21 protein-coding genes are annotated in these 22,010 nt (G+C 60.5%); 14 read left to right on the top strand and 7 right to left on the bottom strand.

The window, feature by feature from the left end; all coding sequences use genetic code 11:
* Nucleotides 1–17 precede the first annotated feature (17 nt).
* Nucleotides 18–1,328 (bottom strand): sn-glycerol-3-phosphate ABC transporter substrate-binding protein UgpB, encoded by a 1,311-nt coding sequence (ugpB, locus tag FGF54_RS15745; protein WP_003523344.1) that lies wholly within the window; start codon nt 1,326–1,328, stop codon nt 18–20.
* A gap of 338 nt (nt 1,329–1,666) precedes the next feature.
* Here ugpB and FGF54_RS15740 point away from each other — a divergent pair, with 338 nt between their 5' ends.
* The 3 genes from FGF54_RS15740 (at nt 1,667) to FGF54_RS15730 (ending at nt 3,574) form a co-directional block, all read left to right on the top strand.
* Nucleotides 1,667–2,773, top strand: coding sequence for a GTP-binding protein (locus FGF54_RS15740; RefSeq protein WP_246666990.1), 1,107 nt, complete (start codon nt 1,667–1,669; stop codon nt 2,771–2,773).
* Nucleotides 2,770–3,039 carry a hypothetical protein gene (locus FGF54_RS15735; RefSeq protein ID WP_142780353.1) on the top strand — a complete coding sequence of 90 codons (270 nt, stop codon included), beginning with the start codon at nt 2,770–2,772 and terminating at the stop codon, nt 3,037–3,039. Before FGF54_RS15740 ends, FGF54_RS15735 begins: the two co-directional genes overlap by 4 nt.
* Nucleotides 3,040–3,136: 97 nt before the next feature.
* On the top strand, nt 3,137–3,574 hold the full coding sequence (locus tag FGF54_RS15730; protein WP_142780352.1) for a YqaA family protein: 438 nt from the start codon (nt 3,137–3,139) through the stop codon (nt 3,572–3,574).
* Between the two features lie 156 nt (nt 3,575–3,730).
* Here FGF54_RS15730 and zigA read toward each other — a convergent pair whose 3' ends face one another.
* Nucleotides 3,731–4,936, bottom strand: a complete 1,206-nt coding sequence (zigA, locus tag FGF54_RS15725; protein WP_020813337.1) for a zinc metallochaperone GTPase ZigA — start codon at nt 4,934–4,936, stop codon at nt 3,731–3,733.
* A gap of 296 nt (nt 4,937–5,232) precedes the next feature.
* Between zigA and aztA the strand changes: the two genes are divergently transcribed.
* From aztA to FGF54_RS15675, 10 genes are all read left to right on the top strand, one after another.
* Complete coding sequence (gene aztA / locus FGF54_RS15720) at nt 5,233–6,060, top strand: zinc ABC transporter ATP-binding protein AztA (RefSeq protein WP_142780351.1); 828 nt, start codon at nt 5,233–5,235, stop codon at nt 6,058–6,060.
* Nucleotides 6,053–6,919, top strand: coding sequence for a zinc ABC transporter permease AztB (aztB, locus tag FGF54_RS15715; protein WP_003525097.1), 867 nt, complete (start codon nt 6,053–6,055; stop codon nt 6,917–6,919). Before aztA ends, aztB begins: the two co-directional genes overlap by 8 nt.
* A gap of 28 nt (nt 6,920–6,947) precedes the next feature.
* Nucleotides 6,948–7,973, top strand: coding sequence for a zinc ABC transporter substrate-binding protein AztC (aztC, locus tag FGF54_RS15710; RefSeq protein ID WP_142780350.1), 1,026 nt, complete (start codon nt 6,948–6,950; stop codon nt 7,971–7,973).
* Nucleotides 7,974–8,098: 125 nt separating this feature from the next.
* Nucleotides 8,099–8,572 carry a ribonuclease H gene (locus FGF54_RS15705; protein WP_142780349.1) on the top strand — a complete coding sequence of 158 codons (474 nt, stop codon included), beginning with the start codon at nt 8,099–8,101 and terminating at the stop codon, nt 8,570–8,572.
* 229 nt (nt 8,573–8,801) lie between these two features.
* The gene (locus FGF54_RS15700) at nt 8,802–9,494 is read left to right on the top strand and encodes a FadR/GntR family transcriptional regulator (protein ID WP_035228153.1); all 693 of its coding nucleotides are present in this window, start codon (nt 8,802–8,804) and stop codon (nt 9,492–9,494) included.
* Nucleotides 9,491–10,663 (top strand): PLP-dependent transferase, encoded by a 1,173-nt coding sequence (locus tag FGF54_RS15695; RefSeq protein ID WP_142780348.1) that lies wholly within the window; start codon nt 9,491–9,493, stop codon nt 10,661–10,663. Before FGF54_RS15700 ends, FGF54_RS15695 begins: the two co-directional genes overlap by 4 nt.
* Nucleotides 10,664–10,702: 39 nt before the next feature.
* The gene (locus tag FGF54_RS15690; RefSeq protein ID WP_142780347.1) at nt 10,703–11,962 is read left to right on the top strand and encodes a sugar ABC transporter substrate-binding protein; all 1,260 of its coding nucleotides are present in this window, start codon (nt 10,703–10,705) and stop codon (nt 11,960–11,962) included.
* A 150-nt stretch (nt 11,963–12,112) separates the two neighbouring features.
* Nucleotides 12,113–13,057: a carbohydrate ABC transporter permease gene (locus FGF54_RS15685; protein ID WP_003525091.1), complete on the top strand. Its 945-nt coding sequence runs from the start codon at nt 12,113–12,115 to the stop codon at nt 13,055–13,057.
* A 3-nt stretch (nt 13,058–13,060) separates the two neighbouring features.
* Nucleotides 13,061–13,891 carry a carbohydrate ABC transporter permease gene (locus tag FGF54_RS15680; RefSeq protein WP_035228147.1) on the top strand — a complete coding sequence of 277 codons (831 nt, stop codon included), beginning with the start codon at nt 13,061–13,063 and terminating at the stop codon, nt 13,889–13,891.
* Between the two features lie 4 nt (nt 13,892–13,895).
* Nucleotides 13,896–14,972 (top strand): ABC transporter ATP-binding protein, encoded by a 1,077-nt coding sequence (locus tag FGF54_RS15675; RefSeq protein WP_142780346.1) that lies wholly within the window; start codon nt 13,896–13,898, stop codon nt 14,970–14,972.
* 236 nt (nt 14,973–15,208) lie between these two features.
* Here FGF54_RS15675 and FGF54_RS15670 read toward each other — a convergent pair whose 3' ends face one another.
* The 5 genes from FGF54_RS15670 to FGF54_RS15650 form a co-directional block, all read right to left on the bottom strand.
* Nucleotides 15,209–16,207, bottom strand: a complete 999-nt coding sequence (locus FGF54_RS15670; protein ID WP_142780345.1) for an ABC transporter ATP-binding protein — start codon at nt 16,205–16,207, stop codon at nt 15,209–15,211.
* A gap of 12 nt (nt 16,208–16,219) precedes the next feature.
* The gene (locus tag FGF54_RS15665) at nt 16,220–17,044 is read right to left on the bottom strand and encodes a carbohydrate ABC transporter permease (RefSeq protein ID WP_080837073.1); all 825 of its coding nucleotides are present in this window, start codon (nt 17,042–17,044) and stop codon (nt 16,220–16,222) included.
* 12 nt (nt 17,045–17,056) lie between these two features.
* A complete protein-coding gene (locus FGF54_RS15660) occupies nt 17,057–17,929 on the bottom strand; it encodes a carbohydrate ABC transporter permease (protein ID WP_142780344.1) in 873 nt (290 codons plus the stop codon).
* 66 nt (nt 17,930–17,995) lie between these two features.
* Nucleotides 17,996–19,273, bottom strand: coding sequence for a D-tagatose-bisphosphate aldolase, class II, non-catalytic subunit (locus FGF54_RS15655; protein WP_142780343.1), 1,278 nt, complete (start codon nt 19,271–19,273; stop codon nt 17,996–17,998).
* On the bottom strand, nt 19,270–20,277 hold the full coding sequence (locus tag FGF54_RS15650) for a sugar kinase (RefSeq protein ID WP_168208147.1): 1,008 nt from the start codon (nt 20,275–20,277) through the stop codon (nt 19,270–19,272). Before FGF54_RS15650 ends, FGF54_RS15655 begins: the two co-directional genes overlap by 4 nt.
* A gap of 312 nt (nt 20,278–20,589) precedes the next feature.
* Here FGF54_RS15650 and FGF54_RS15645 point away from each other — a divergent pair, with 312 nt between their 5' ends.
* Nucleotides 20,590–21,903, top strand: coding sequence for a sugar ABC transporter substrate-binding protein (locus tag FGF54_RS15645; RefSeq protein WP_168208146.1), 1,314 nt, complete (start codon nt 20,590–20,592; stop codon nt 21,901–21,903).
* Nucleotides 21,904–22,010: the final 107 nt, after the last annotated feature.

The following is a 22,010-nucleotide window of genomic DNA, read 5'->3' as shown; positions in this document are numbered from 1 at the left end:
GCGGGGCAGGGGATCTCTTAGTTGCCGGCAGCCTGTTTGATGGCCGCATCGCCGCGCTCGACGATCTTGTCGAGTGCCGCTTTCGCGTCCTGCTTGCCGGCCAGCATCGCCTCGAACTCCTCATTCATGATGTCGCGCACCTGCGGCAGGTTCACGAGACGCACGCCCTTGGAGTTTTCTGTCGGCGGCTTTCCCATCATCTGCAGCAGCGGCGTTTCACGGGCGGGGTTCTTGTCGTAGAAGCCGGATTTCTTGGTTTCCTCATAGGCCGCGATGGTCACGGGCATGTAGCCGGAGACCTGATGCAGGCGTGCCTGAATCTTGGTCTGGGAGAGGAAGTGGAAGAACTCGGCCACACCCTTATATTCGGCATCGCTCTTGCCGCCGAAGACCCAGAGGCTGGCGCCGCCGGGAATGGTGTTCTGCGGACCATGGCCCTCGTAATAGGGAAGCTGACCGATGCCGTAATTCATGCCGGTCTTGACGATATCGCCAAGGCCGCCGGAAGATTCGGTCAGGATGCCGCATTCGCCGGACATGAACAGCTGCTTGGCTTCCGAAGTGCGGCCGCCATAACGGAAGGTGCCGTCTTTCGCGAGATCGGCAATCGCCTGGAAATGCTCGACGAAGAGCGGTGCATTGACCGCAAGCTTCACATCCGTGCCGCCAAGGCCGTTTTCATTGCTGCCATAGGAGACGTTGTTCCAGGCGGCGAAGTTTTCGGTCTGAATCCAGGTAAGCCAGGTGGAGGTGAAACCGCATTGCGCCGCACCGCTGGTCTTGATCTTCTTGGCGGCTTCGAAAACTTCCGGCCAGGTCTTCGGTGGGTTAGCGGCGTCGAGGCCGGCCTTCTGGAAGACATCCTTGTTGTAATAGAGGATCGGCGAGGACGAATTGTAAGGGAAGGACAGCATGGTGCCGTCAGGCTTGGAATAATAGGCCACGATGCCGGCCAGATAGTCGGCCTTGTTGAAAGTGTAGCCGCCTTCCTTCAGCACGTCCGCCACCGGCTTGATGGCGCCGGCAGCACCCATCATCACGCCCGAACCGGCGTCGAAGACCTGAATGATCGCCGGCGGCTGCTTGGCGCGGAACGCCGCAATGCCGGCATTCAGCGTTTCCGGATAGGTGCCCTTGAAGACGGGCGTGATCTTGTATTCTTTCTGGCTATCGTTGAATTCTTTGGCAAGCGTATCCACGACCTCGTTGTTGGCGCCGGTCATGGCGTGCCACCACTGAATGTCCGTTACTGCATATGCATTCGATGTGACAAAAAACGAAAGCGCGGATGCCGCGGCGAGGCGGTAGCTGAGTTTTTTCAAGGTCATTCCTCCCGTTATGAAAACAGTAAAAGATACAGCCCCTTATTGCAGTCGTTCCTCCTCGATCCGGCTGCGGGCGATCTTTTCTGTACTAGCGATCTGATTAAAAGCGAACTCTAACGAAAATGCAAGAGAACGTGGAACGATTAAAACGAAAGTGAAGGAAACGGATTTATTATTCCATTTCCTTCGTTCCATGGTTTTTTCATGCGCCCGACCGTTAGGGGCATGCCGGCGCGGGATCAGCTCCCGCCGGAAATCCAATAATCGTCATTGATATGTTATTACATTACGTATTATGGTGCGGCGAATTTATGGATGGCGAAGGTGCGGATGTGTTCGGAATGAAGCGGAAGAAGGCGGTCGATTCCAGGGACGATTCGGCCGTCGCGCCACCTGTCCGCACGGTGCCGGTTACGCTGCTGACCGGTTTTCTGGGAGCGGGCAAGACGACGTTGCTGAACGCGCTTCTGACTGAGCCGTCCATGCGCGATGCCGCGGTCATCGTCAATGAATTCGGCTCGGTGCCAATCGATCACGGTCTGGTGCGAACGGGTTCTGAACGATATTTCAGAACGACGACGGGCTGCATCTGCTGTACGGCCACCAGCGATATCCGCACCTCGCTTTATGAGCTGCATCAGGCCTTTCTGGAAGGGATGATGCCGGAAGTATCGCGGGTCGTCATCGAAACCACCGGCCTTGCCGATCCCGCGCCGATCATCAACAGCCTGATCGCCGGTGGCACGCCGGCGCTTGGCCTGCGCGATCACATCGTCGCCCGGCATTTCCACCTTTCAGGCGTGGTCACGGCTTTCGACGTTGTCTCCGGTCCGGCGATGCTCGACAGCTTTATCGAAGGTTGGAAACAGCTTGCCTTTGCCGACCATATCGTTCTAACGAAAACCGATCTTGCCGATGCCGCAGCCGTGGACCGAGAAAGTCTCGCCGATCTCAATCCTGCGGCCTTGTTTCACGACCGTAATGCCGCCGATTTCGATCTGATGTCGTTGTTTGCAGCCTCGGATTATTCGCTGCGCGGCAAGCCGGAGGATGCGCCGGGGTGGCTTGCGGCCGACAGGCTGAGCCTTCATGCCGCCCACCAGCACGATATCAACCGCCATGGCGTCGGGGTCGAGGCTTTCGATCTCACCTTTGACGGCGCTTTCGATCCGCAGGCGATCGTCACGTTTCTGGAGCTCGTCACAAGCAATGTGCATTCCGGCCTGCTGCGGCTCAAGGGAATTTTCGGTGCGACGGATGACCCGGAGCGGCCGGTTGTCGCCCATGCGGTGCAGCACCGGCTTTATCCATTGACCCGCCTGGAGCGCTGGCCGGATGGCAATCGTTCCACGCGCATCGTGCTGATCGGCATGGACATGCCGCAGCAGCCGATCCGCGCTCTCTTCGAGACATTGGCCTCGCAGGCGGGGCGAAAGGGCAGGGCATGAACAATCCGCTTGCGCGCAGCGGCTCCGCAATTGTCTCGCAGGCCCGTCTTCTGAAGCAATGGTCCCGCGATCTGCTGCATCTCCACCCCGAAGACATTATCACCGTCAGCGAGCTTTCCTGCTCCCTGCCGGATTGTCCGCCGCGGGAAACGGTGATCGTCATCCTGTCAGCTGCCGGCACAAGCCGGCAACTATCCGTCCACAAGCCGCTTCTCGCGGTGGATCATGACGATATCGTGCGCGCCATTGCCGCGAATTCGGCTTGAGAACCCGTTTTCAGGCTCAAGATGCGCTTGACCGCCGACGCCCTCATCCGCCACTTCAGGGGCAGTGACGGGATTCGCGGATGATAAAGGGCGGGCGATGGCCGATCTGGCGGTATATGCGGGTTTGTTCCTGACGGCGTTTATCGCGGCGACCATTCTGCCCATGCAGTCGGAGGCGGCACTGGCCGGCCTCATCCTTCTGAAATCACAGCCCGTCTGGCTGCTGGTCGTCGTGGCCAGCGCCGGCAATGTCGCCGGCTCCTTTGCGAACTGGCTGCTTGGCCGCGGCATCGAGCGCTTTCGGCATGAACGCTGGTTTCCCGTCGGGGAGGCGGCGCTGGAGCGCGCCCAGAACTGGTATCGTCGTTATGGCAAATGGTCCCTGCTCATCAGCTGGGCGCCGCTGATTGGCGATCCGCTGACTGTCGCCGCCGGCATCATGAAGGAACCGCTGCCGGTCTTCCTGCTGCTGGTCACCATCGCCAAGGTCGGGCGTTATCTCGTTCTGGCGCTGGTGACGCTGAATTTTCTATGAAGCCTCTCCTCCGTCATGCCGGACTAGATCCGGCATCCAGCCACGGCGCGTCTGCGCCGTGAAAGGAGTCTCTCGCGATCAGGTACTTGATCGCGCTGGACCCCGGACCTAGTCCGGGGTGACGGTTTACGGATGCTCCGCATCGGTAGCTATCGATCAAGCCGCCTGCCGGTCCCAGCTTGCAAAAGGATCGGGCAGGTGCCGCCATGCATCCGGCGTGAATGCCTCGGTATCGATCAGGCAGGCGTCGAGCTGCGCGCGGATGCGCGCCTCGTTCATCGGATCGGAGCCGATGAAGACGATTTCCTGTCGGCGGTCGCCGAAGACCGGATCGAGATAGGGCTTCATCATATCGAGGAACTGCTTTTCGCGCGGCCATTGCTCCTTCGGCACGGCGGACCACCACAGGCCCATCTTGCCGGTGCGCACCAATGCGCCGGCCTGGCTGATCTCGCCGACGTAACGCGGACGCGTCGCCAGCCAGAAGAAGCCCTTGGCGCGCACCACGCCTGGCCAGGCGCGGTCGATGAAGCGCTGGAACAGCACGGGGTCGAAGGGTTTTTGGGCGCGGTAAACGAAGGAGCGGATGCCATATTCCTCGGTTTCGGGAATGTGGTCCTTGAAGCCGTGCAATTCCTTGAACCACAGAGGGTGTTCTTCGGCCCTGGCGAAATCGAAACGCCCCGTGCCCAGAACCTCCTTCAGCACCACTTTGCCGAAATCGGCTTCAATCAATTTCGCATCCGGGTTCAGCCCGACAATGATTTTGCGGGCGGCGTCTCGCTGTTCCGGTGTGGCAGTCCCGATCTTGTTGAGAACGACGACATCGGCGAATTCGATCTGCTCCACCAGAAGGTCGACGATGGTGCGGTTGTCGCCATCGCCCGCCGTTTCGCCCCGGTCGGCGAGAAAATCGGACGAGCCGTAATCGTTGAGAAGATTGGCGGCATCCACCACCGTCACCATGGTGTCGAGACGCGCGACATCGGAAAGGCTGCGGCCGTTTTCATCGCGAAAATCGAAGGTTGCCGCGACCGGAAGCGGCTCGGCGATACCGGTGGATTCGATCAGCAGGTAATCGAAACGACCCTGTTCGGCCAGCGCCCGCACCTCCGTCAGGAGGTCGTCGCGCAGCGTGCAACAGATGCAGCCATTGGTCATTTCCACCAACTGCTCCTCGGTGCGTGAAAGATTGGCGCCGCCATCGCGCACCAATGCGGCGTCGATATTGATCTCGCTCATGTCGTTGACGATCAACGCCACGCGCAGACCATCGCGATTGGCGAGAATATGGTTGAGAAGCGTCGTCTTGCCAGCGCCGAGAAAGCCGGAAAGCACGGTGACGGGAAGTTTTTGCGACATATGGACCTCGTTCTTTGGCAACGCTCGCGTGGACCTCATGGCGGCCATGCGCACGATCTGGAAACGACGGGTTCAGTGCTGCCCCGTCCTTGTTTTGTAACGTAATAACATTACATATTGGCCGCCTGTCAACGGGCGACAGAAAAAAAGCGTCCCCGCAATGCGGAGCTGCGGCTTATGCGAAGCGCAACGTATCTTTCCGATAGTTAATGTTATTTCATTACATATTCGTTTGACGAATGTAATAACATTACATATCAAGGGCCATCGAATGACATCCTGCCCCGGAGGGATCGATGAGCGATCCGTGCCTCGCCTTCAAAAACCTGACGCTTGGATATGCCGGCCGCGCGGCCGTGCATCATCTGAACGGCGATATTGCCAGAGGCTCGCTCACTGCGGTGGTTGGCGCCAATGGCTCTGGAAAATCGACGCTGATGAAAGGCATTGCCGGCATTTTGAAGCCGCTCGGCGGCGAATGCCGGGTAAGCCCAAATCTGTCCGTCGCTTATCTGCCGCAGCAATCGGAACTCGACCGTTCCTTTCCAGCGCAGGTGCGGGATCTGGTAGCGCTTGGTCTCTGGCCGAAACGCGGCCTGCTTGGCCGCCACCGTCCCGAAGACCGGGCGGCGATGGGCCGCGTGATGGAGGCGGTCGGGCTTTCCGGTTTTGAAAAGCGCAATATCGACTCGCTCTCCGGCGGCCAGATGCAGCGCGCCCTGTTTGCCCGCGCCATGTTGCAGGATGCGCAGCTGATCCTGCTCGACGAACCCTTCAACGCCGTCGACGAGCGCACCGTTTCCGACCTTATGGTCCTCATCAAATCATGGGTGGCGGAGGGGCGCACGGTTCTGGCCGTCCTTCATGATTTCCAGCTCGTGCGGCAGCATTTTCCGGAGACCCTGTTCCTTGCCCGAAAGCTTGTCGGGCTGGGTCCGACGGCCGAAGTCCTGAAGGCGGAGAACATCCGGCAGGCGCGGCATTTCCACGAGGCGTGGGAGGAAAATGCGCCCTGGTGCGAACCGGCCGAGGCGCCCTCGCTGCAGATCGTCGGGGCAAGCCCGCAGGCGGCATCCGCCCATTCCCATGCCCACTCCCACGCGAATTCGAATGTCCATGGCTGATATCTTCATCCAACCCTTCGTCCAATATGTCTTCATGCAGCGCGCGCTTGCCGGTGCGCTGATCCTTGCCGTCAGCTGTGGCCCGGTCGGTGTGTTTCTGATGCTGCGCCGCATGAGCCTGACGGGCGACGCCATGTCCCACGCCATCCTGCCGGGAGCGGCGGTCGGGTTTCTGTTCTACGGGCTGGAAATCCTGCCCATGACCATCGGCGGGCTGGCCGTCGGCCTTCTGGTCGCGCTGGGTGCAGGCGCTGTGTCACGCTTCACCATCCAGAAGGAAGACGCCTCGCTTGCCGCCTTTTATCTCATTTCGCTGGCGCTTGGCGTGCTGCTCGTCTCATGGCGCGGTTCCAGCGTCGATCTGATGCATGTGCTGTTCGGCACCGTGCTGGCGCTGAACAATGAGGCGCTCGGCCTGATCGGCGGCATCTGCATCGTGACGTTGGTGGTGATGATAACCTTCTGGCGGGCGCTGCTGGCGGAATGCCTCGATCCCCTGTTTCTGCGCTCGGTCAGCAACTGGGGCAGCCCGGTGCATTTCCTCTTCCTTGCCATCGTCGTGCTCAATCTGGTCGGCGGCTTTCAGGCGCTGGGAACACTGCTCTCGGTCGGGCTGATGATGCTGCCCGCCGCCGCCAGCCGCTTCTGGTCCAACCGTGTCGCGCCCATGTGCTTCATTTCCATCGGCATCGGCATGGTGTCCTGCTTCGCTGGCCTGCTTCTGTCCTATCACGCGTCGCTGCCATCCGGCCCGGCGATCATCCTTTCCGCGGGCGTCATCTATGCGCTCTCCATCCTCATCGGCACGCGTGGCGTGCTCAGCGATCTTCTCGGTTCCGGCCGTCACAGGACGGCCTGAAAACAGCGTTCGAAAAAGGAGAACCTTCATGTTCAAAACCTTCCGTCTGGCCACCTGCGCCAGCCTTCTTTCCCTCTCCCCGGTTCTGATGGCGCAGGCGTCCGCCGCCGAACTCAAGGTCGTTGCCAGTTTCTCGATCATCGCCGATTTCGCGAAGAACGTTGGCGGTGATCGCGTCGAAATCACCACGCTGGTCGGGCCGGATGGCGACGCCCATGTCTATGAACCCCGTCCGGCCGATGCCGTCGCCGTCAGCAAGGCGGATGTGGTGCTGGTCAACGGTCTGGAATTCGAAGGCTTCCTGAAGCGGCTGATCGACACCAGCGGCACCAAGGCGCCGGTGGTGGAGCTGACCAAGGGTGTGGAGCCGCTCAAGCTTTCCGAAGAGCCGGCCGGTCACGCCCATCCGGAAGCCGAGGAAGAGGAAGGTCACGACCACAAGGCAGAAGAAGCCGGCCACAGCCATGAGACCGCCGAGGCCCACGATCACGACCATGGCCATGAGGGTCATCACCATCACGGCGAGTTCGACCCGCATGCCTGGCAGTCGATCAAGAACGCTGAAATCTACGTGAAGAACATTGCCGGCGCCTTTTGCGAGGTCGACAAGGCCGGTTGCGCGACCTACACCGCCAATTCGGATGCCTATATTGCCAAGCTTGCCGCTCTGAACGAGAAGGTGAAGACCGAGATCGCCGCCATCCCGCCGGAAAAGCGCGTCATCATTACCTCGCATGACGCCTTCGGTTATTTCGAGCATGCCTATGGCCTGAATTTCCTCGCACCTGAAGGCGTTTCGACGGAATCCGAAGCCTCGGCCGCCGATGTCGCCAAGCTGGTGGATCAGGTGAAGCACGACAAGGCTTCGGCGATCTTCGTCGAAAACATCACCGACAAGCGGCTGATCGACCAGATCGCCAGCGAAACCGGCCTGAAGGTTGGCGGCACGCTCTATTCCGACGCGCTTTCGACTGCCGAAGGCCCGGCTGCAACCTATATCGACATGATCAACCACAATATCGAGACGATCACGGCGGCCGTGCTCGGCCAGTAAGTTCGACCATATCGCTGTGAGTTCGGGGAGGGTGGCTTGTGCCGCCCTCTCTGCTTTTGTGTTCATGCAATGGCCCTGGAACTCTTCCTTTAGCGATTTCCATATCGGTGCTACAAAGCCTCCTCATGTCCGATGCGCTTCACATCTTCACCGACGGCTCCTTCGACGATGCTTCCAAATCCGGAGGATGGGCGTTCGTGGTTCATGAAGCGGGTCACCAAGTCCATTCCGCTTCAGGCAGGACTGTCGGCACATCGAACAATACGTTCGAGGTTCTCGCCGTCCTCAATGCACTATCCTGGATCGCTGTCGAGGCGCCAACGCGGGCAGTCACACTCTGGACGGATGCCGTTCATGTCATCGAAGGCTGCCGCCGATATAGGGCGATCTGGCGCAACAACGGCTGGAAGCGGATCACGCCCAACCAGCGCACTCGCCGAAGACCGATCCCCGACAGGGACATCTGGCAGCAGCTCGACAGCCTGCTGGAGCGGCATCCCCATGTGGTTGTAGAATGGTGCAAAGGGCATTCCGGCACTGTCGGCAACGAGCATGCCGATGCTTTGGCGCGTGGAGTGGCCCGCGCGACGGTGCTTTAGCCGGCGGCCGTCAGTCGTCGTGATTCGGCGCTTTAATCTCTTCACTTCAGCCATCTCCCGTCTCGACCTTTTTCCGTATCGAGCGGTCGCGCCGGTACTCTTTCGCGACTCCAACCGAATGGTGTGCACGCACGGCCGCTTGCCGGTTGACAATCGACATCCCGTTTGAAATGGTAAGATGTCAGACCAATTTAGAGGGTGCGTCTTGGACAGGTCCAGCCGGGAACTCATGCAGCCGATTCCGCCGAGCGACCGCGTGCGCCAGGTCGAGGCCGCGCTTTCCGACTATGTGGAGCGGGCGGGGCTGAAGGCGGGAGACCGGCTGCCGGCCGAGCGGGAACTGATGGCGGCGCTCGGCGTCGGCCGCTCCACCATCCGCGAAGTCATCCGCAAGTTTCAGGCGCTGGGCGTCATCGACAGCCGCAAGGGTAGCGGCAATTATCTGCTGAAGCCGATTTCCGCCGCCACCGTGCATATGCCGATTTCCATCGATGCCGAAAGCCTGCGCGATGCGCTACTGATGACGCTGGAGGTACGGCGCGGCATCGAAGTGGAGGCCTCCATGGCCGCCGCCCGCCGCCGCACTCCAGAAGATATCGCCATCATGGAAACGCGGCTCGATGAGATGGAGCGGGTGCATCTGGCCGAAGGCACCTCCGGCAAGGCCGATCTCGCCTTCCATCTGTCGATTTATGACGCCACCCACAATACGCTGTTCAAGCAGCTTCTGGAGCAGATGCGCGAAGGTTTCGAACGTTTCTGGTCGAAGCCGTTCGACCGCCCGGATTTCGCCGGCCGCTCCTTCCCCTTTCACCGCACGCTGTTCAACGCCATCGCCGCCGGCGATGCGGCCGGTGCGCGTGAAGAAACACTGAAAATCCTCGCTGTCGTCGAGGAGGATATCAAGGACATGTCGAAATGAACCATGGCAACGATCTCTTCGATCCCGCCTCATTTATCGTTGCGCATGACGAGGCCCACGCCTTCGAAGCCGTGGTGCCGCCCATCGTGCAGACCTCGCTTTTCACCTTTTCCAGCTATGACGAAATGGTCTCCACCTATCGCGGTGAGAAGGTGCGGCCGGTCTATACGCGCGGGCTGAACCCCACCGTGCGGCTGTTTGAGGAGATGCTGGCGAAGCTGGAAGGGGCGGAAGATGCGCTCGGTTTTGCGAGCGGCATGTCGGCCATTTCCTCCACCGTGCTTTCCTTCGTTTCGCCGGGCGACCGTATTGTCGCGGTGCGCCATGTCTATCCCGATGCGTTCCGCCTGTTCGGCACCTTCATGCAGCGCATGAATATAGAGGTGGTCTATGTCGACGGCCGCGACGAGGCGGCGGTTGAAAAGGCGATGCCGGGTGCGAAGCTGTTCTACATGGAAAGCCCGACGAGCTGGGTGATGGAGGCCCATGATGTCGGCGCGCTGGCGGCCATTGCCAAGCGGCACGGCGCCGTCACCGTCATCGACAATTCCTGGGCAAGCCCGGTCTTCCAGCAGCCGATCTCGCTCGGCGTCGATCTCGTCGTGCATTCCGCCTCGAAATATCTCGGCGGCCATAGCGACGTGGTCTCCGGCGTGGTGGCCGGTTCGAAGGCGATGATCGACCGCATCCGGGCGGAAACCTATCCCTATCTCGGCGGCAAGATGTCGCCCTTCGATGCCTGGCTGCTCATTCGCGGGCTTCGCACCCTGCCGCTGCGCATGAAGGCGCATCAGGCCTCGGCGCTTGAGATCGCAACCCGCCTGCAGGCGCTGGATGTGGTGGAGAAGGTCTGCCATCCGGGACTGGCGAACCGCCTGCCGCCCGGCCTTAACGGCACGTCGGGCCTGTTTTCCTTCATCTTCAAGGAAGGGGTGGATGTGCGCGCTTTTGCCGACCGCCTCAAGCTTTTCAAACTGGGTGTTTCCTGGGGCGGGCATGAAAGCCTGATCGTTCCGGGGGAAGTGGTGCTCGAACAGAAGGCGCAGCCGAACTCCGCTCACACCTTCGGCATCAGCGCGCGTTCGGTGCGCCTGCATGTCGGGCTGGAGGGCACGGAAGCCCTCTGGAGAGATCTCGAACCCGCGATCAAGGCGGCCTCTGCCGCCTGACGCATTTTTAAACTGACCACAAAAAAGGGGAGAACAGACATGAAAAAACTGGTAACAGCAGCAATCTTCACCGCCCTGATGACCGGAACGGCGCTGGCGGACACGACCTTGAAGCTGGTGGAAGTCATCACCAGCCCGGAACGCACCGAAACGCTGAAGGGCATCGTTTCGAAATTCGAGGCCGCCAATCCCGGCACCAAGGTGGAAATCATCTCGCTTCCCTGGAGCGAGGCCTTCCAGAAATTCGCCACCATGGTCTCTGCGGGCGATATTCCGGACGTGATGGAAATGCCCGACACCTGGCTGTCGCTCTATGCCAATAACGGCATGCTCGAAAGCCTCGAGCCATATCTCGCCAAATGGGAGCACACCGCGGGTCTCAGCGACCGCACGCTGGAACTCGGCCGCGACGTGAAGGACACGGCCTATATGCTGCCTTACGGCTTCTATCTCCGCGCCATGTTCTACAACAAGAAATTGCTGGAACAGGCGGGCGTGAAGGAGCCACCGAAGACGCTCGACGAATTCGCCGATGCCTCGAAGAAGGTCGCGGCCCTTCCCGGCAAATATGGCTATTGCCTGCGCGGCGGTCCGGGCGGGCTGAATGGCTGGGTCATGTTCGGCGCATCCATGGCAGGTTCGAACGAGTTCTTCACCAAGGACGGCACCTCCACCTTCGACAGCCCCGGCTGGGTGAAGGGCCTGACCTATGTGGTCGATCTCTACAAGAACGGTTACGCGCCGAAGGACAGCGTCAACTGGGGCTTCAATGAGATCGTCGCCGGCTTTTATTCCGGCACCTGCGCCTTCCTCGATCAGGACCCGGATGCGCTTATCGCTATTGCACAGCGCATGAAGCCGGAAGATTTCGGCGTCATGACCATGCCCAAGGGACCTGACGGCAAGACCTTCCCGACGATCGGTTTCGCCGGCTGGTCGATGATGTCGAAATCCGAAAACAAGGACCTTTCCTGGAAGCTGATCGAGACACTTGAGGGGCCGGAAGGCAATATCGAGTGGAACAAGAAGACCGGTGCGCTGCCGGTGCACAAGTCGGCGGAGAAGGACCCCTTCTATGCCAGCGAGCAGTTCAAGGGCTGGTTCGACGAACTGGCCGACAAGAACGCCGTGCCGACGACGATGCCGACCTATCTTGAGGAATTCGCCTTCTTCAAGGATTCGCTTGTGATCAAGACATCGCAGGAAGCGCTGCTCGGCGACATCACGCCGGAAGACCTTGCCAAGCAATGGGCTGATTACATGACCAAGGCGCAGCAGAAGTTCCTGGCGTCCAAGTAACGACATTGACCAGCCGTGCGGGCGCAAATGCCCGTGCGGCGGTCTTGCCGGCCTTCGCTGCGACAGGCCGTTTCCTCGCAATTTTTCGGATCGGTAAGCCGAGAGGCTGGAAAACCCGTCCGTTCCGTCGTCCGATCAGGGAGCGATACAATGTCCTATGCCCATGGCGCCGGGCCGGTGGCTGCGCGCAAACCGGCTGGCAAGCCCGCGATGCGGCGGTTTGCTGATTGGGCCGAACCGTGGCTTTACAGCGCGCCCGTGCTGGTGCTCATCGTCGCCGTCATGCTGGTGCCGCTGGTGCTCGGCCTCTCTTATGCCTTTCGCGATGTGCAGCTGCTCAATCCGTTTTCCGGCGGTTTTGTTGGCCTCAAACATCTGGAGGCGCTGTCGCAGGATGCGGCTTTTTACCGGGCGCTGAAAAACACGCTGTGGTGGACGGGCGCTTCGGTTTTCCTGCAATTCTTCTTCGGCCTCATTCTGGCGCTGCTGCTCGATAAACCCTTTGCGGGCAGGGGGCTGGCACAGGCGCTGGTGTTCCTGCCATGGGCCGTGCCGACCTTCCTTGCCGGTCTCAACTGGGCATGGCTGTTCAATCCGGTCATCGGGCCGCTGCCGCACTGGATGGTTTCGCTCGGGCTGTTATCCGCACCCAACAATATTCTCGCCGATCCGCAGCTTGCCATGTGGGGGCCGATCATCGCCAATGTCTGGTGGGGCATTCCCTTCTTCGCCATCACTTTGCTGGCAGCACTTCAGGCCATCCCGCGCGATCTTTATGAGGCGGCGGAAATCGATGGGGCGAACCCGTTGCAGCGTTTCACCTCCATCACCCTGCCGTTTCTGGCGCCCACCATCGCCATCACCATCCTGCTGCGCACCGTCTGGATCGCCAATTTCGCCGATCTCATCATCGTCATGACCAATGGCGGGCCGGCCGACCGCACGCAGATCGTCGCCAGCTACATCTTCACCCAGGCCTTCCGGCGTCTGGATTTCGGTTATGCCTCGGCCATTGCGCTGGTGCTGCTGGTGCTGCTGCTTGCCTATTCCATGCTGATCGTGCTGCTGCGCCAGCGCCTGATCGAGAAGGACTGACCGATGACCTCAAGGATATTTCTTACCCTTGCCCATCGTCTGGCGATCCTTGCCTATATCGCCTTTGCGCTGTTCCCATTGTTCTGGCTGCTCAAGGTTTCCGTGACGCCGAACGATCTGCTCTATAGCGAAGGTGTCAGGATGTGGCCATCGCGGGCGACCTGGGATCATTATCGTTTCGTCATAGAAAACAGTGCCTTCCCGACGTTTTTTAAGAACAGTGTCATCGTCGCGGGCTCCACGGCAATTGCCGTGACGATACTCTCGTCGCTGTCGGGTTACGCACTGTCACGCTTCCGTTTCAAGGGCAAATACTGGATCGTGGCGTTAATGCTGATCACCCAGATGTTTCCGCTGGTCATGCTGGTCGCGCCGATCTTCAAGATGCTGTCGCCGCTCGGCCTCACCAACAGCCTGACGGGCCTCGTCATCGTCTACACCGCCTTCAACGTTCCCTTCGCCACCTTCCTGATGCAGTCCTTCTTCGATGGCATTCCGAAGGATCTGGAAGAGGCGGCGATGATCGACGGGGCAAGCCGGTTTACGGCCTTCCGCCAGATCATCCTGCCGCTGACGCTGCCGGGCATCGCCGCGACGCTCGGTTTCGTCTTCACCGCCGCGTGGAGCGAGCTTCTGTTTGCGCTGATGCTGATTTCCGGCAACCAGAGTGCCACTTTCCCGGTTGGCCTTCTGACCTTCGTTTCGAAATTCTCCGTCGATTTCGGGCAGATGATGGCGGCGGGCGTTCTGGCGCTCATTCCGGCCTGCCTCTTCTTCCTGCTCATTCAACGTTATCTCGTGCAGGGCCTGACGGCCGGCGCGGTGAAAGGATAATCCCATGGCTTCCATCGAGCTGAAGAATGTCGGCAAGACCTATGGCGACCTCGCCGTGCTGCATGGCGTCGATCTTGATATCAGGGATGGCGAGTTCATCGTCCTCGTCGGTCCCTCCGGCTGCGGAAAATCGACGCTGCTGCGCATGATCGCAGGCCTTGAAGAGATAACATCCGGCGACCTGTCCATCGATGGCGAACGTGTCAATGATCGCCGGCCGAAGGATCGCGATATCGCCATGGTGTTCCAGTCCTATGCGCTCTATCCGCATATGAGCGTCGCCGACAATATGAGCTATAGCCTGCGCCTGCGCCGCAGCCCGAAAGAAACCATCGCTGCGGCGGTGGCCGGTGCTTCCGCGAAACTCGGCCTCGATCCCTATCTCGCCCGCCGTCCGAAGGCGCTTTCCGGCGGCCAGCGCCAGCGCGTCGCCATGGGCCGCGCCATCGTGCGGCAGCCAAAGGCCTTCCTGTTTGACGAGCCGCTGTCCAACCTCGATGCCCGGCTGCGCGAGCAGATGCGCGCCGAGATCAAACGCATGCACGCCGATCTTGGCGCAACCTCGGTCTACGTCACCCATGACCAGATCGAGGCGATGACGCTTGCCTCACGTATCGTCGCCATGAATGCCGGCCATGTGCAGCAGATCGGCGCGCCGCTCGATCTCTATGATCGCCCCGCCAATCTCTTCGTCGCCGGTTTCATCGGCTCGCCGGGCATGAATTTTCTCGAAGGCCGGATCGGGCGAGAGAATGGCGGCAGCTTCGTCGTGCTGGGCGATGGCACGCGCCTCGCACTCGGTCGCGATGTGAAGCTTGCCGATGGCGAGCCGGTCACGCTCGGCATCCGGCCGGAACATGTCGCCGTCTCACCCGCCGAAAGCAGCGTCGAGGCAACGGTGGATCTGGTCGAGCCAACCGGCCTCGGCGTCATCCTGCACCTCACCGTGCATGGATTGCCGTTCAAGCTGTTTTCGTCAGACCGGGCATTGTTGCAGCCGGGTAAATCCCTGCGGGTCGGTTTCCCGCAGGAAAGGCTGCATGTCTTCGACAGGAATGGCGTCAGGATCGGGGAGGCGTGAGGTTTGGCATAGTACGCAGGAATATTTCCTGTGCGGTTGCACACCCACCTCCGTCATTCCGGCCTTGAGCCGGAATCCAGACGACGCGCGTCTGCGCGGCGAGAGACCCCTTTCAGCCCAAGGACTTGGGCTGGCTAGATTCCGGCTCAAGGCCGGAATGACGGAAAGTTGGGGGTGTTGGGAGCCGTCGCAAACGCCGCGAATCTGGCGTCAGATTATCCTTTCCAGTCTTCCCGTCATATCGCCTTACCCTTTTCTTCGAACCTGTGGATCTTGGTATCATCGGGCGTGATGAAGACAGTATCGCCGTGTTTGCATTCGAACTCGCCGTCCGTGCGGGCAGTGATCGGGCCGATACCGTCGACCTCGAGATGCAGGAAGGTATCCGATCCGAGATGTTCGGCCACCGTGACCTTGCCCTGCCACAGCCCGCTTTCCTTCGACAGCAGCAGATGCTCGGGCCGCACGCCGGCGGTGGTGGCGCCCTTTTGGCGGGCAAAGTCGCCCGTCACCAGGTTCATGCGCGGCGAGCCGATGAAGCCGGCGACGAAGAGGTTGGCGGGGGAGCGGTAAAGCTCCATCGGCGAACCGACCTGCTCGATATTGCCGCGGTTGAGCACGACGATCTTGTCGGCCATGGTCATGGCCTCCACCTGGTCGTGGGTGACGTAGATCATCGTCGTTTTCAGCGTGTTGTGCAGTTCTGAGATTTCCAGCCGCATGGTGCCGCGCAGCGCCGCATCGAGGTTGGAAAGCGGCTCGTCGAACAGGAAGGCTTTCGGTTCGCGCACGATGGCGCGGCCGATGGCGACGCGCTGGCGCTGGCCGCCCGACAGCTGCGAGGGCCGGCGTTCGAGATAATCGGTAAGGTTCAGCACCCGGGCGGCGTCCTCGACCTTTTTATCGATGATGGCCTTGTCGAGCTTGGCCATCTTCAGCGGAAAGGCGATGTTGTTCCTGACACTCATATGCGGATAAAGCGCATAGGACTGGAACACCATGGCAAGGCCACGCTCGGCCGGCGCCTTTTCGGTGACATCCTTGCCATCGATGACGATCTTGCCGCCGGAGACATCTTCCAGCCCGGCAATCAGGCGCAAAAGCGTGGACTTGCCGCAGCCGGAGGGACCGACGAAGACGACGAACTCGCCGTCGTTGATATCGAGATCGATCGACGGGATGACTTTCGCCTCACCGAAGAGCTTGGACACGTTCTGAAGGGAAATGCTGCCCATGTTTGTCGTTCCTTATTTCACGGCGCCGAAGGTCAGGCCACGCACGAGTTGTTTCTGCGAGAACCAGCCGATGACGAGAATGGGGGCGATCGCCATCATTGAGGCGGCCGAGAGTTTTGCCCAGAACAGCCCCTGTGGGCTCGAGAAGGAGGCGATGAAGGCCGTCAGCGGCGCTGCATTGGTGGTCGTCAGCCGGATCGTCCAGAAGGCTTCGTTCCAGGCGAGGATGACGTTGAGGAGCAGCGTCGAGGCAATGCCCGGAACCGCCATCGGCGTCAGCACATGCACGATCTCGTTCCACAAGGATGCGCCATCCATGCGGGCGGCTTCCAGAATCTCGCCGGGGATTTCCCGAAAGTAAGTGTAGAGCATCCAGATGACGATCGGCAGGTTGATGAAGGTGAGCATGATGGTGAGCCCGATGCGGGTATCGAGCAGGCCGGCATTGCGGAAGATCAGGTAGATCGGCACCAAGACGGCGACGGCCGGCATCATCTTGGTGGAGAGCATCCACATCAAAATGTCCTTGGTGCGTTTGGTCGGCGAGAACGCCATGGCCCAGGCGGCGGGAATGGCGATGATCAGCGCGATGATCGTCGAGCCGAGCGACAGCACCACCGAGTTCATGAACGGCTTGAAGTAATCGCGCTGGGTCTGCACCGTCACGTAATTCTCGAGCGTGCCCGAGGGAATGAGGCTGAAGCCGGCGATTGCCTCGGGTTCGGTCTTGATCGAGGTGAGGAAGGCATAGAGGATCGGGAAGAACAGCAGCAGCGCCACGGCCCAGGCCGCGATGGAAAAGCCGATCTTCGCACGTGTGGTTGTCTTGCGGGCCATGATGTTTCCCCCTTACCGGTCGAGGTTCTTGCCGACGGCGCGCATCAGGAAGATGGCGACGATATTGGCGAGGATGACGGCGATGATGCCGCCGGCCGAAGCGCCGCCGACGTCGTAACCGAGAAGCGCCGTGCGATAGATGAGGAAGGCGAGGTTGGTGGAGGCATAACCGGGGCCGCCATTGGTGGTGACGAGGATTTCCGCATAGACGCCGAGCAGGAAGATCGTTTGGATGAGAATGACGACGGTGATGGCGCGCGACAGATGCGGCAGGGTCAGATGGATGAAGCGGTTGACGAAGTTGGCGCCATCCATCTCGGCGGCTTCCTTCTGCTCGCCATCGAGCGACTGCAGCGCCGTCAAGAGGATCAGTGTCGCAAACGGCAACCATTGCCAGGCGACGATGATGATGATGGAGAGCAGCGGAAACTGCGCGAACCAGTCGACCGGCTGGAAACCGAAGAAGCGTGAGAGATCGGCGAGAACGCCGTAACCGGGATGCATGATCATGTTCTTCCACACCAATGCGGCCACCGGCGGCATGACGAAGAAGGGCGAGATGATCATGATGCGCACGATGCCCTGGCCGAAAATGTCATTGTCGAGCAGAAGCGCAATGGCGATGCCGCCAACCACCGTGATCAGAAGGACGCCGCCGACGATCAGCAGCGTGTTCCAGATCGACTGGAAGAAGGCCGGGTCGGTGTAGAAATACTGGTAATTGAAGAGACCCGCGAAGCTGACATTGGCCGGGTTGAGGAGATTGTAGTTCTGGAACGAAAACCACAGGGTCATCGCCAGAGGCACGATCATCCACACCAGCAACAACAGCACCGATGGCGCTAGCATAACCCGCGCTAATCCGCTTGTGTTTCGGGTTGCCATGAGTTTCCCCTCCCTGACCGATACCCGCAACGTCTCCCGCCGGGGTATCCGAATTTAACGATTGTCTTAGTGACGATCTTCGCCGGTTGCCGCATGGTAGGTCGCCAGCACCTGATCCACTGCCGCGACCAGAACCTCCTCCATATCCTTTCCTGCAACTGCCGCGAGCGGCAATTCGCCGAGATACTGGCGCAGCAGGGGTTCGGGAATTGTCTTCCCATCCAGCGCCTTATGCAAGGCGGAAACGGCCGCAAGCGCTTCCGGCCGCGTCCAGTAATAGCGGATGCGGTCGCTGTAGCTGTAGTGGCGCTGCAATCGGAGCGTGATGTCATCGCCATGGTAATGTCCGCGCCAGTCGCCGGGTGAGGAGAGCATCAGCTCCTCCATGGTCCGCGCCAAAGGACGGTCGCCATAATCGCCGATCATCTCGGAGGCGATCATATCGAGAGCGTAAAGCGCCTCGCGATAGGCGAAGGTCAGGCCGGGGCCCACTTTCAGGATGGGATATCCATCGCATACCAGTGTCGTGAGGGCGGCCTGCGTCTGGTAATCGGTGGAATGGGCCTCGAAGACCAGTTGCGGTTCGGCGTCCAGCACGGCGCTCAAGGCGGTGGCCGCTTGCGGATCGTAAGCGACGACATTGTCGCTGCCGAATTCCACGCCGGGCTGCACGACAAAGGCGATGACCCGTTCGAACGCATCGGAAAGGCCGTGTCGCGCGAATATTTCGCGGTGAAGGTCGATGGTCTGGCGCGCCGCCTGCGGCTGCGTCGGCGCGACCGTATCGAGCACATGGTCAGCCCCGCCTGGCACCGGCACCTCGGTGCCGAGAATATAAAGCGGTTTCGGCAGGCCGGCAGCCGCGGCGGCCTTTTCGGCGACGGCCGCAAGTTTGGCGGCGCGGTTGGCTATCGTGTCGTCGTCCAGCGCCGCCGGTTCACCGGCGCAGCCCATCGAGGCATCGAGATGGATCTTGCGAAAACCTGCCGTCACATAGGCCTCGACCATGGCGGCGGCTTTTGTCAGCGCTTCCTCGGCCGGTTCCTTGCGCCAGGGATTGGGGCCGAGATGGTCTCCGCCAAAAATCACCAGTTCGCGGGGCAACCCTTCTTCCTCGGCAATGCTGTTGACGAAGCTGACGAAGTCCCGCGGCGTCATACCGGTATAACCGCCGAGATGATTGACCTGATTGCAGGTCGCCTCGATCAGCACCGGTGTCCTACCGGCGGCGGCGCGGCGGATTGCGGCGCGCAGAACAACGGGATGGGCGGAGCAGACGGAGGTGATGCCGGCGGGCTTGCCGGAGCGGCGCGCGGCGGCGAGATTTTCGAGTATACCGGTCACAGGATTTCCTCCGACAGTTGCGCGGCCAGAAAGGCGTCGAGTTCGGAAAGGCTGGCGGCGCCCTCCATCGGGCCGCGGCGGGTGACATTGTGCGCACCGGCGGCATTGGCATAGGTGAGCGCCTTTTGCGGATGCATGCCGAGGCGGCGGCAGGTGAGATAGGTCGCACCGAAACAGTCGCCGGCACCGGTCGGGTCGATTTCGCGGACCCGCAAGCCGGGGACGTCGATGCGCCCATGGGCGCGGCTGAAATGGCTTGCGCCATCCGCGCCGCGCTTCAGCACGATTTCGCCGATACCGGAGGCCAGCAGCTTTTCGATAGCCGCGTCCTCGTCATCCAGCCCGGAGGCTGCCTGAAGCTCCTCACCGGAGGGCAGGAGAAGATCGGTAACACCAAGCAGATCGTCGATCAGCCTGCGGCCGGCATCGCCCTGCGCCAGTTCCTTGCGGATGTTGGGATCGAAGGAGACCGAGCCGCCGCGCGCCTTGACGCTTCTGATGGCTTCGAGAATGATGTCGCCAATGCCGGCAATCGCGAAGGCCGATCCCATGACATGCACATGGCCGGCTTTTTCGATAAGAGCCTGCGCTTCATCGGTCATATGCGTTTCGCTGGCCGCCGAATGGGCAATGTTGAAAACGAAGTCCCTTGCGCCGTTTTCCCGGTAACGCACGAAGGCGCTGCCCGTCGGCCGGTCGGCTATGGTGGCGATGGCAGATACGTCGACGCCGTCGCCGCGCAGCCTCTCGACATTGAGACGGCCGAAATCATCGTCACCCACCGCCGCGATGATGCCGGCCGCTCCGCCGCAGCGCGCCACCTGATCGATGAAGATGGCGGGTGCGCCGCTCGGGAAGGGGCCGATCAGTGCCTGCGGCTCCAGAAAGCCGTCGCCCACCGTCGTCGCCATGATTTCCACGAGGATTTCCCCCGCCGTGATGGTCGGGCCTTTCGTGTGCGGCGCCAGTGCGGATGTCTGCCTCATCGTCTCCTCCATATGCATTCGGCTCCCGTCCTTTTGGCGGATGCAAATCCACCGTCCCGAGGGCTTCTGGTTTTCGGATATCATTCAAAAATTTACGCGCGTCAATATATTGGATGATGAAAATTTTGTTGCATCGCAGCAAGAGAGGCGCCTCTGGAAATAATTTTTTATGGTATTATTCGCTTTAAAACAGCGGCTTATCGGCACGGGTGACGATATCTCCATGCTCCGATTTATTTTCAGATGTTGACAAGAGAGCGAATTTCGCGAGATAAAAAATTTACGCATGTATTGTTATGCGTGGACATCCGTAAAGGAGGAGCGGGTCTCATGAGCAAATTCATTGGAATTCTGTCGTCGTCTGTCGTGGGAGCGGGCCTTTTGGCCGGTCTGGCGCAGGCGGAGGAAATCAACATCGCCACCGTCAACAATGGCGACATGATCATCATGCAGAAGCTTTCCAGCGCCTGGGAGAAGGAGACGGGCAACAAGATCAACTGGATCGTGCTGGAAGAGAATGTCCTGCGCGAACGTGTCACCACCGATATCGCCACCAATGGTGGGCAGTTCGACATCATGACCATCGGCGGTTACGAAGCGCCGATCTGGGGCAAGCAGGGCTGGCTGGCGCCGGTCGACGATCTCGGCGACGACTATGATTATGCCGATCTGCTCGACCCGATCAAAAAGGGCCTGACGGTGGACGGCAAGCTTTACGCCGTGCCGTTCTACACTGAAAGCTCGTTCACGCTTTACCGCAAGGACATGTTCGACGCCGCCGGCCTGAAGATGCCGGACAATCCGACCTACGACCAGATCAAGGATTTCGCCGCCAAGCTGACCGACAAGCCGAAACAGCAATATGGCATCTGCCTGCGCGGCAAGCCGGGCTGGGGCGAGAACATGGCTTTCCTCGGCACCATGATCAACACCTATGGCGGCCGCTGGTTTGACATGGACTGGAAACCGCAGCTGACGAGCGAGCCGTGGAAAAAGGCGATCTCGGATTATGTGGCGCTGATGACCTCCTACGGCCCGCCCGGTGCGGCCGCCAACGGCTTCAACGAGAACCAGACGCTGTTTTCATCCGGCCGTTGCGCCATGTGGATCGACGCCACCTCGGCGGCGGGCCGCGTTTACGACCCCAAGCAGAGCCAGGTTGCCGACAAGACCGCGTTTACGCGTGCTCCGGTGGAGGCAACGCCGAACGGTTCGAGCTGGTCTTGGTCCTGGAACCTTGCAATTCCGAACACCACGAAGAAGCTTGAAACCGCCAAGTCCTTCGTCAAATGGGCGACGTCAAAGAACTATGTGAAGACGGTCGGTGAAAGCGAAGGCTGGGTGGCGGTGCCGCCGGGCACGCGCAAATCCACCTATGAGCTGCCGGAATACAAGAAGGCCGCGCCCTTTGCGGATACCGTGCTGAAAGCCATCATGTCGGCCGATCCGTCCAAGCCGACCAAGGATCCGGTGCCCTATACCGGCGTGCAGTTCGTCGCCATACCGGAGTTCCAGTCCATCGGTACGGTTGTCGGCCAGCAGATCGCGGCAGCACTTTCCGGCCAGCAGACCGTCGATGCGGCGCTCGAAGGCGCACAGAAGCAGGTCGAGCGTGACATGACCCGCGCGGGCTACATCAAGTAGCCGCGTCCTCCCGGCGTGCCGCCCGTTCGCCTTTCGGGGGCGGGCGGCATGGGTGGGTTCACACACCCGCCACTCTCATTCCTGTGCTTGTCACAGGAATCCAGTCA

This window comes from Agrobacterium sp. T29, assembly GCF_006970545.1.
Lineage (GTDB): Bacteria > Pseudomonadota > Alphaproteobacteria > Rhizobiales > Rhizobiaceae > Agrobacterium > Agrobacterium leguminum.
The sequence above is the reverse complement of the archived record's forward strand: the minus strand, read 5'-3'. Positions and strand labels throughout refer to the sequence as shown.

Bases quoted from the DNA above. Each gene is read 5' to 3' on its own strand.
- zigA (WP_020813337.1), bottom strand. From the start codon at position 4,936: ATGTCGCAAAAACTTCCCGTCACCGTGCTTTCCGGCTTTCTCGGCGCT.
- FGF54_RS15730 (WP_142780352.1), top strand. From the start codon at position 3,137: ATGGCCGATCTGGCGGTATATGCGGGTTTGTTCCTGACGGCGTTTATC.
- FGF54_RS15685 (WP_003525091.1), top strand. From the start codon at position 12,113: ATGTCCTATGCCCATGGCGCCGGGCCGGTGGCTGCGCGCAAACCGGCT.
- FGF54_RS15660 (WP_142780344.1), bottom strand. From the start codon at position 17,929: ATGGCAACCCGAAACACAAGCGGATTAGCGCGGGTTATGCTAGCGCCA.
- FGF54_RS15645 (WP_168208146.1), top strand. From the start codon at position 20,590: ATGAGCAAATTCATTGGAATTCTGTCGTCGTCTGTCGTGGGAGCGGGC.
- FGF54_RS15740 (WP_246666990.1), top strand. From the start codon at position 1,667: ATGAAGCGGAAGAAGGCGGTCGATTCCAGGGACGATTCGGCCGTCGCG.
- FGF54_RS15690 (WP_142780347.1), top strand. From the start codon at position 10,703: ATGAAAAAACTGGTAACAGCAGCAATCTTCACCGCCCTGATGACCGGA.
- FGF54_RS15675 (WP_142780346.1), top strand. From the start codon at position 13,896: ATGGCTTCCATCGAGCTGAAGAATGTCGGCAAGACCTATGGCGACCTC.
- FGF54_RS15705 (WP_142780349.1), top strand. From the start codon at position 8,099: ATGTCCGATGCGCTTCACATCTTCACCGACGGCTCCTTCGACGATGCT.
- aztB (WP_003525097.1), top strand. From the start codon at position 6,053: ATGGCTGATATCTTCATCCAACCCTTCGTCCAATATGTCTTCATGCAG.
- aztA (WP_142780351.1), top strand. From the start codon at position 5,233: ATGAGCGATCCGTGCCTCGCCTTCAAAAACCTGACGCTTGGATATGCC.
- FGF54_RS15695 (WP_142780348.1), top strand. From the start codon at position 9,491: ATGAACCATGGCAACGATCTCTTCGATCCCGCCTCATTTATCGTTGCG.
- FGF54_RS15735 (WP_142780353.1), top strand. From the start codon at position 2,770: ATGAACAATCCGCTTGCGCGCAGCGGCTCCGCAATTGTCTCGCAGGCC.
- FGF54_RS15670 (WP_142780345.1), bottom strand. From the start codon at position 16,207: ATGGGCAGCATTTCCCTTCAGAACGTGTCCAAGCTCTTCGGTGAGGCG.
- ugpB (WP_003523344.1), bottom strand. From the start codon at position 1,328: ATGACCTTGAAAAAACTCAGCTACCGCCTCGCCGCGGCATCCGCGCTT.
- FGF54_RS15700 (WP_035228153.1), top strand. From the start codon at position 8,802: ATGCAGCCGATTCCGCCGAGCGACCGCGTGCGCCAGGTCGAGGCCGCG.
- FGF54_RS15680 (WP_035228147.1), top strand. From the start codon at position 13,061: ATGACCTCAAGGATATTTCTTACCCTTGCCCATCGTCTGGCGATCCTT.
- aztC (WP_142780350.1), top strand. From the start codon at position 6,948: ATGTTCAAAACCTTCCGTCTGGCCACCTGCGCCAGCCTTCTTTCCCTC.
- FGF54_RS15665 (WP_080837073.1), bottom strand. From the start codon at position 17,044: ATGGCCCGCAAGACAACCACACGTGCGAAGATCGGCTTTTCCATCGCG.
- FGF54_RS15650 (WP_168208147.1), bottom strand. From the start codon at position 20,277: ATGCATATGGAGGAGACGATGAGGCAGACATCCGCACTGGCGCCGCAC.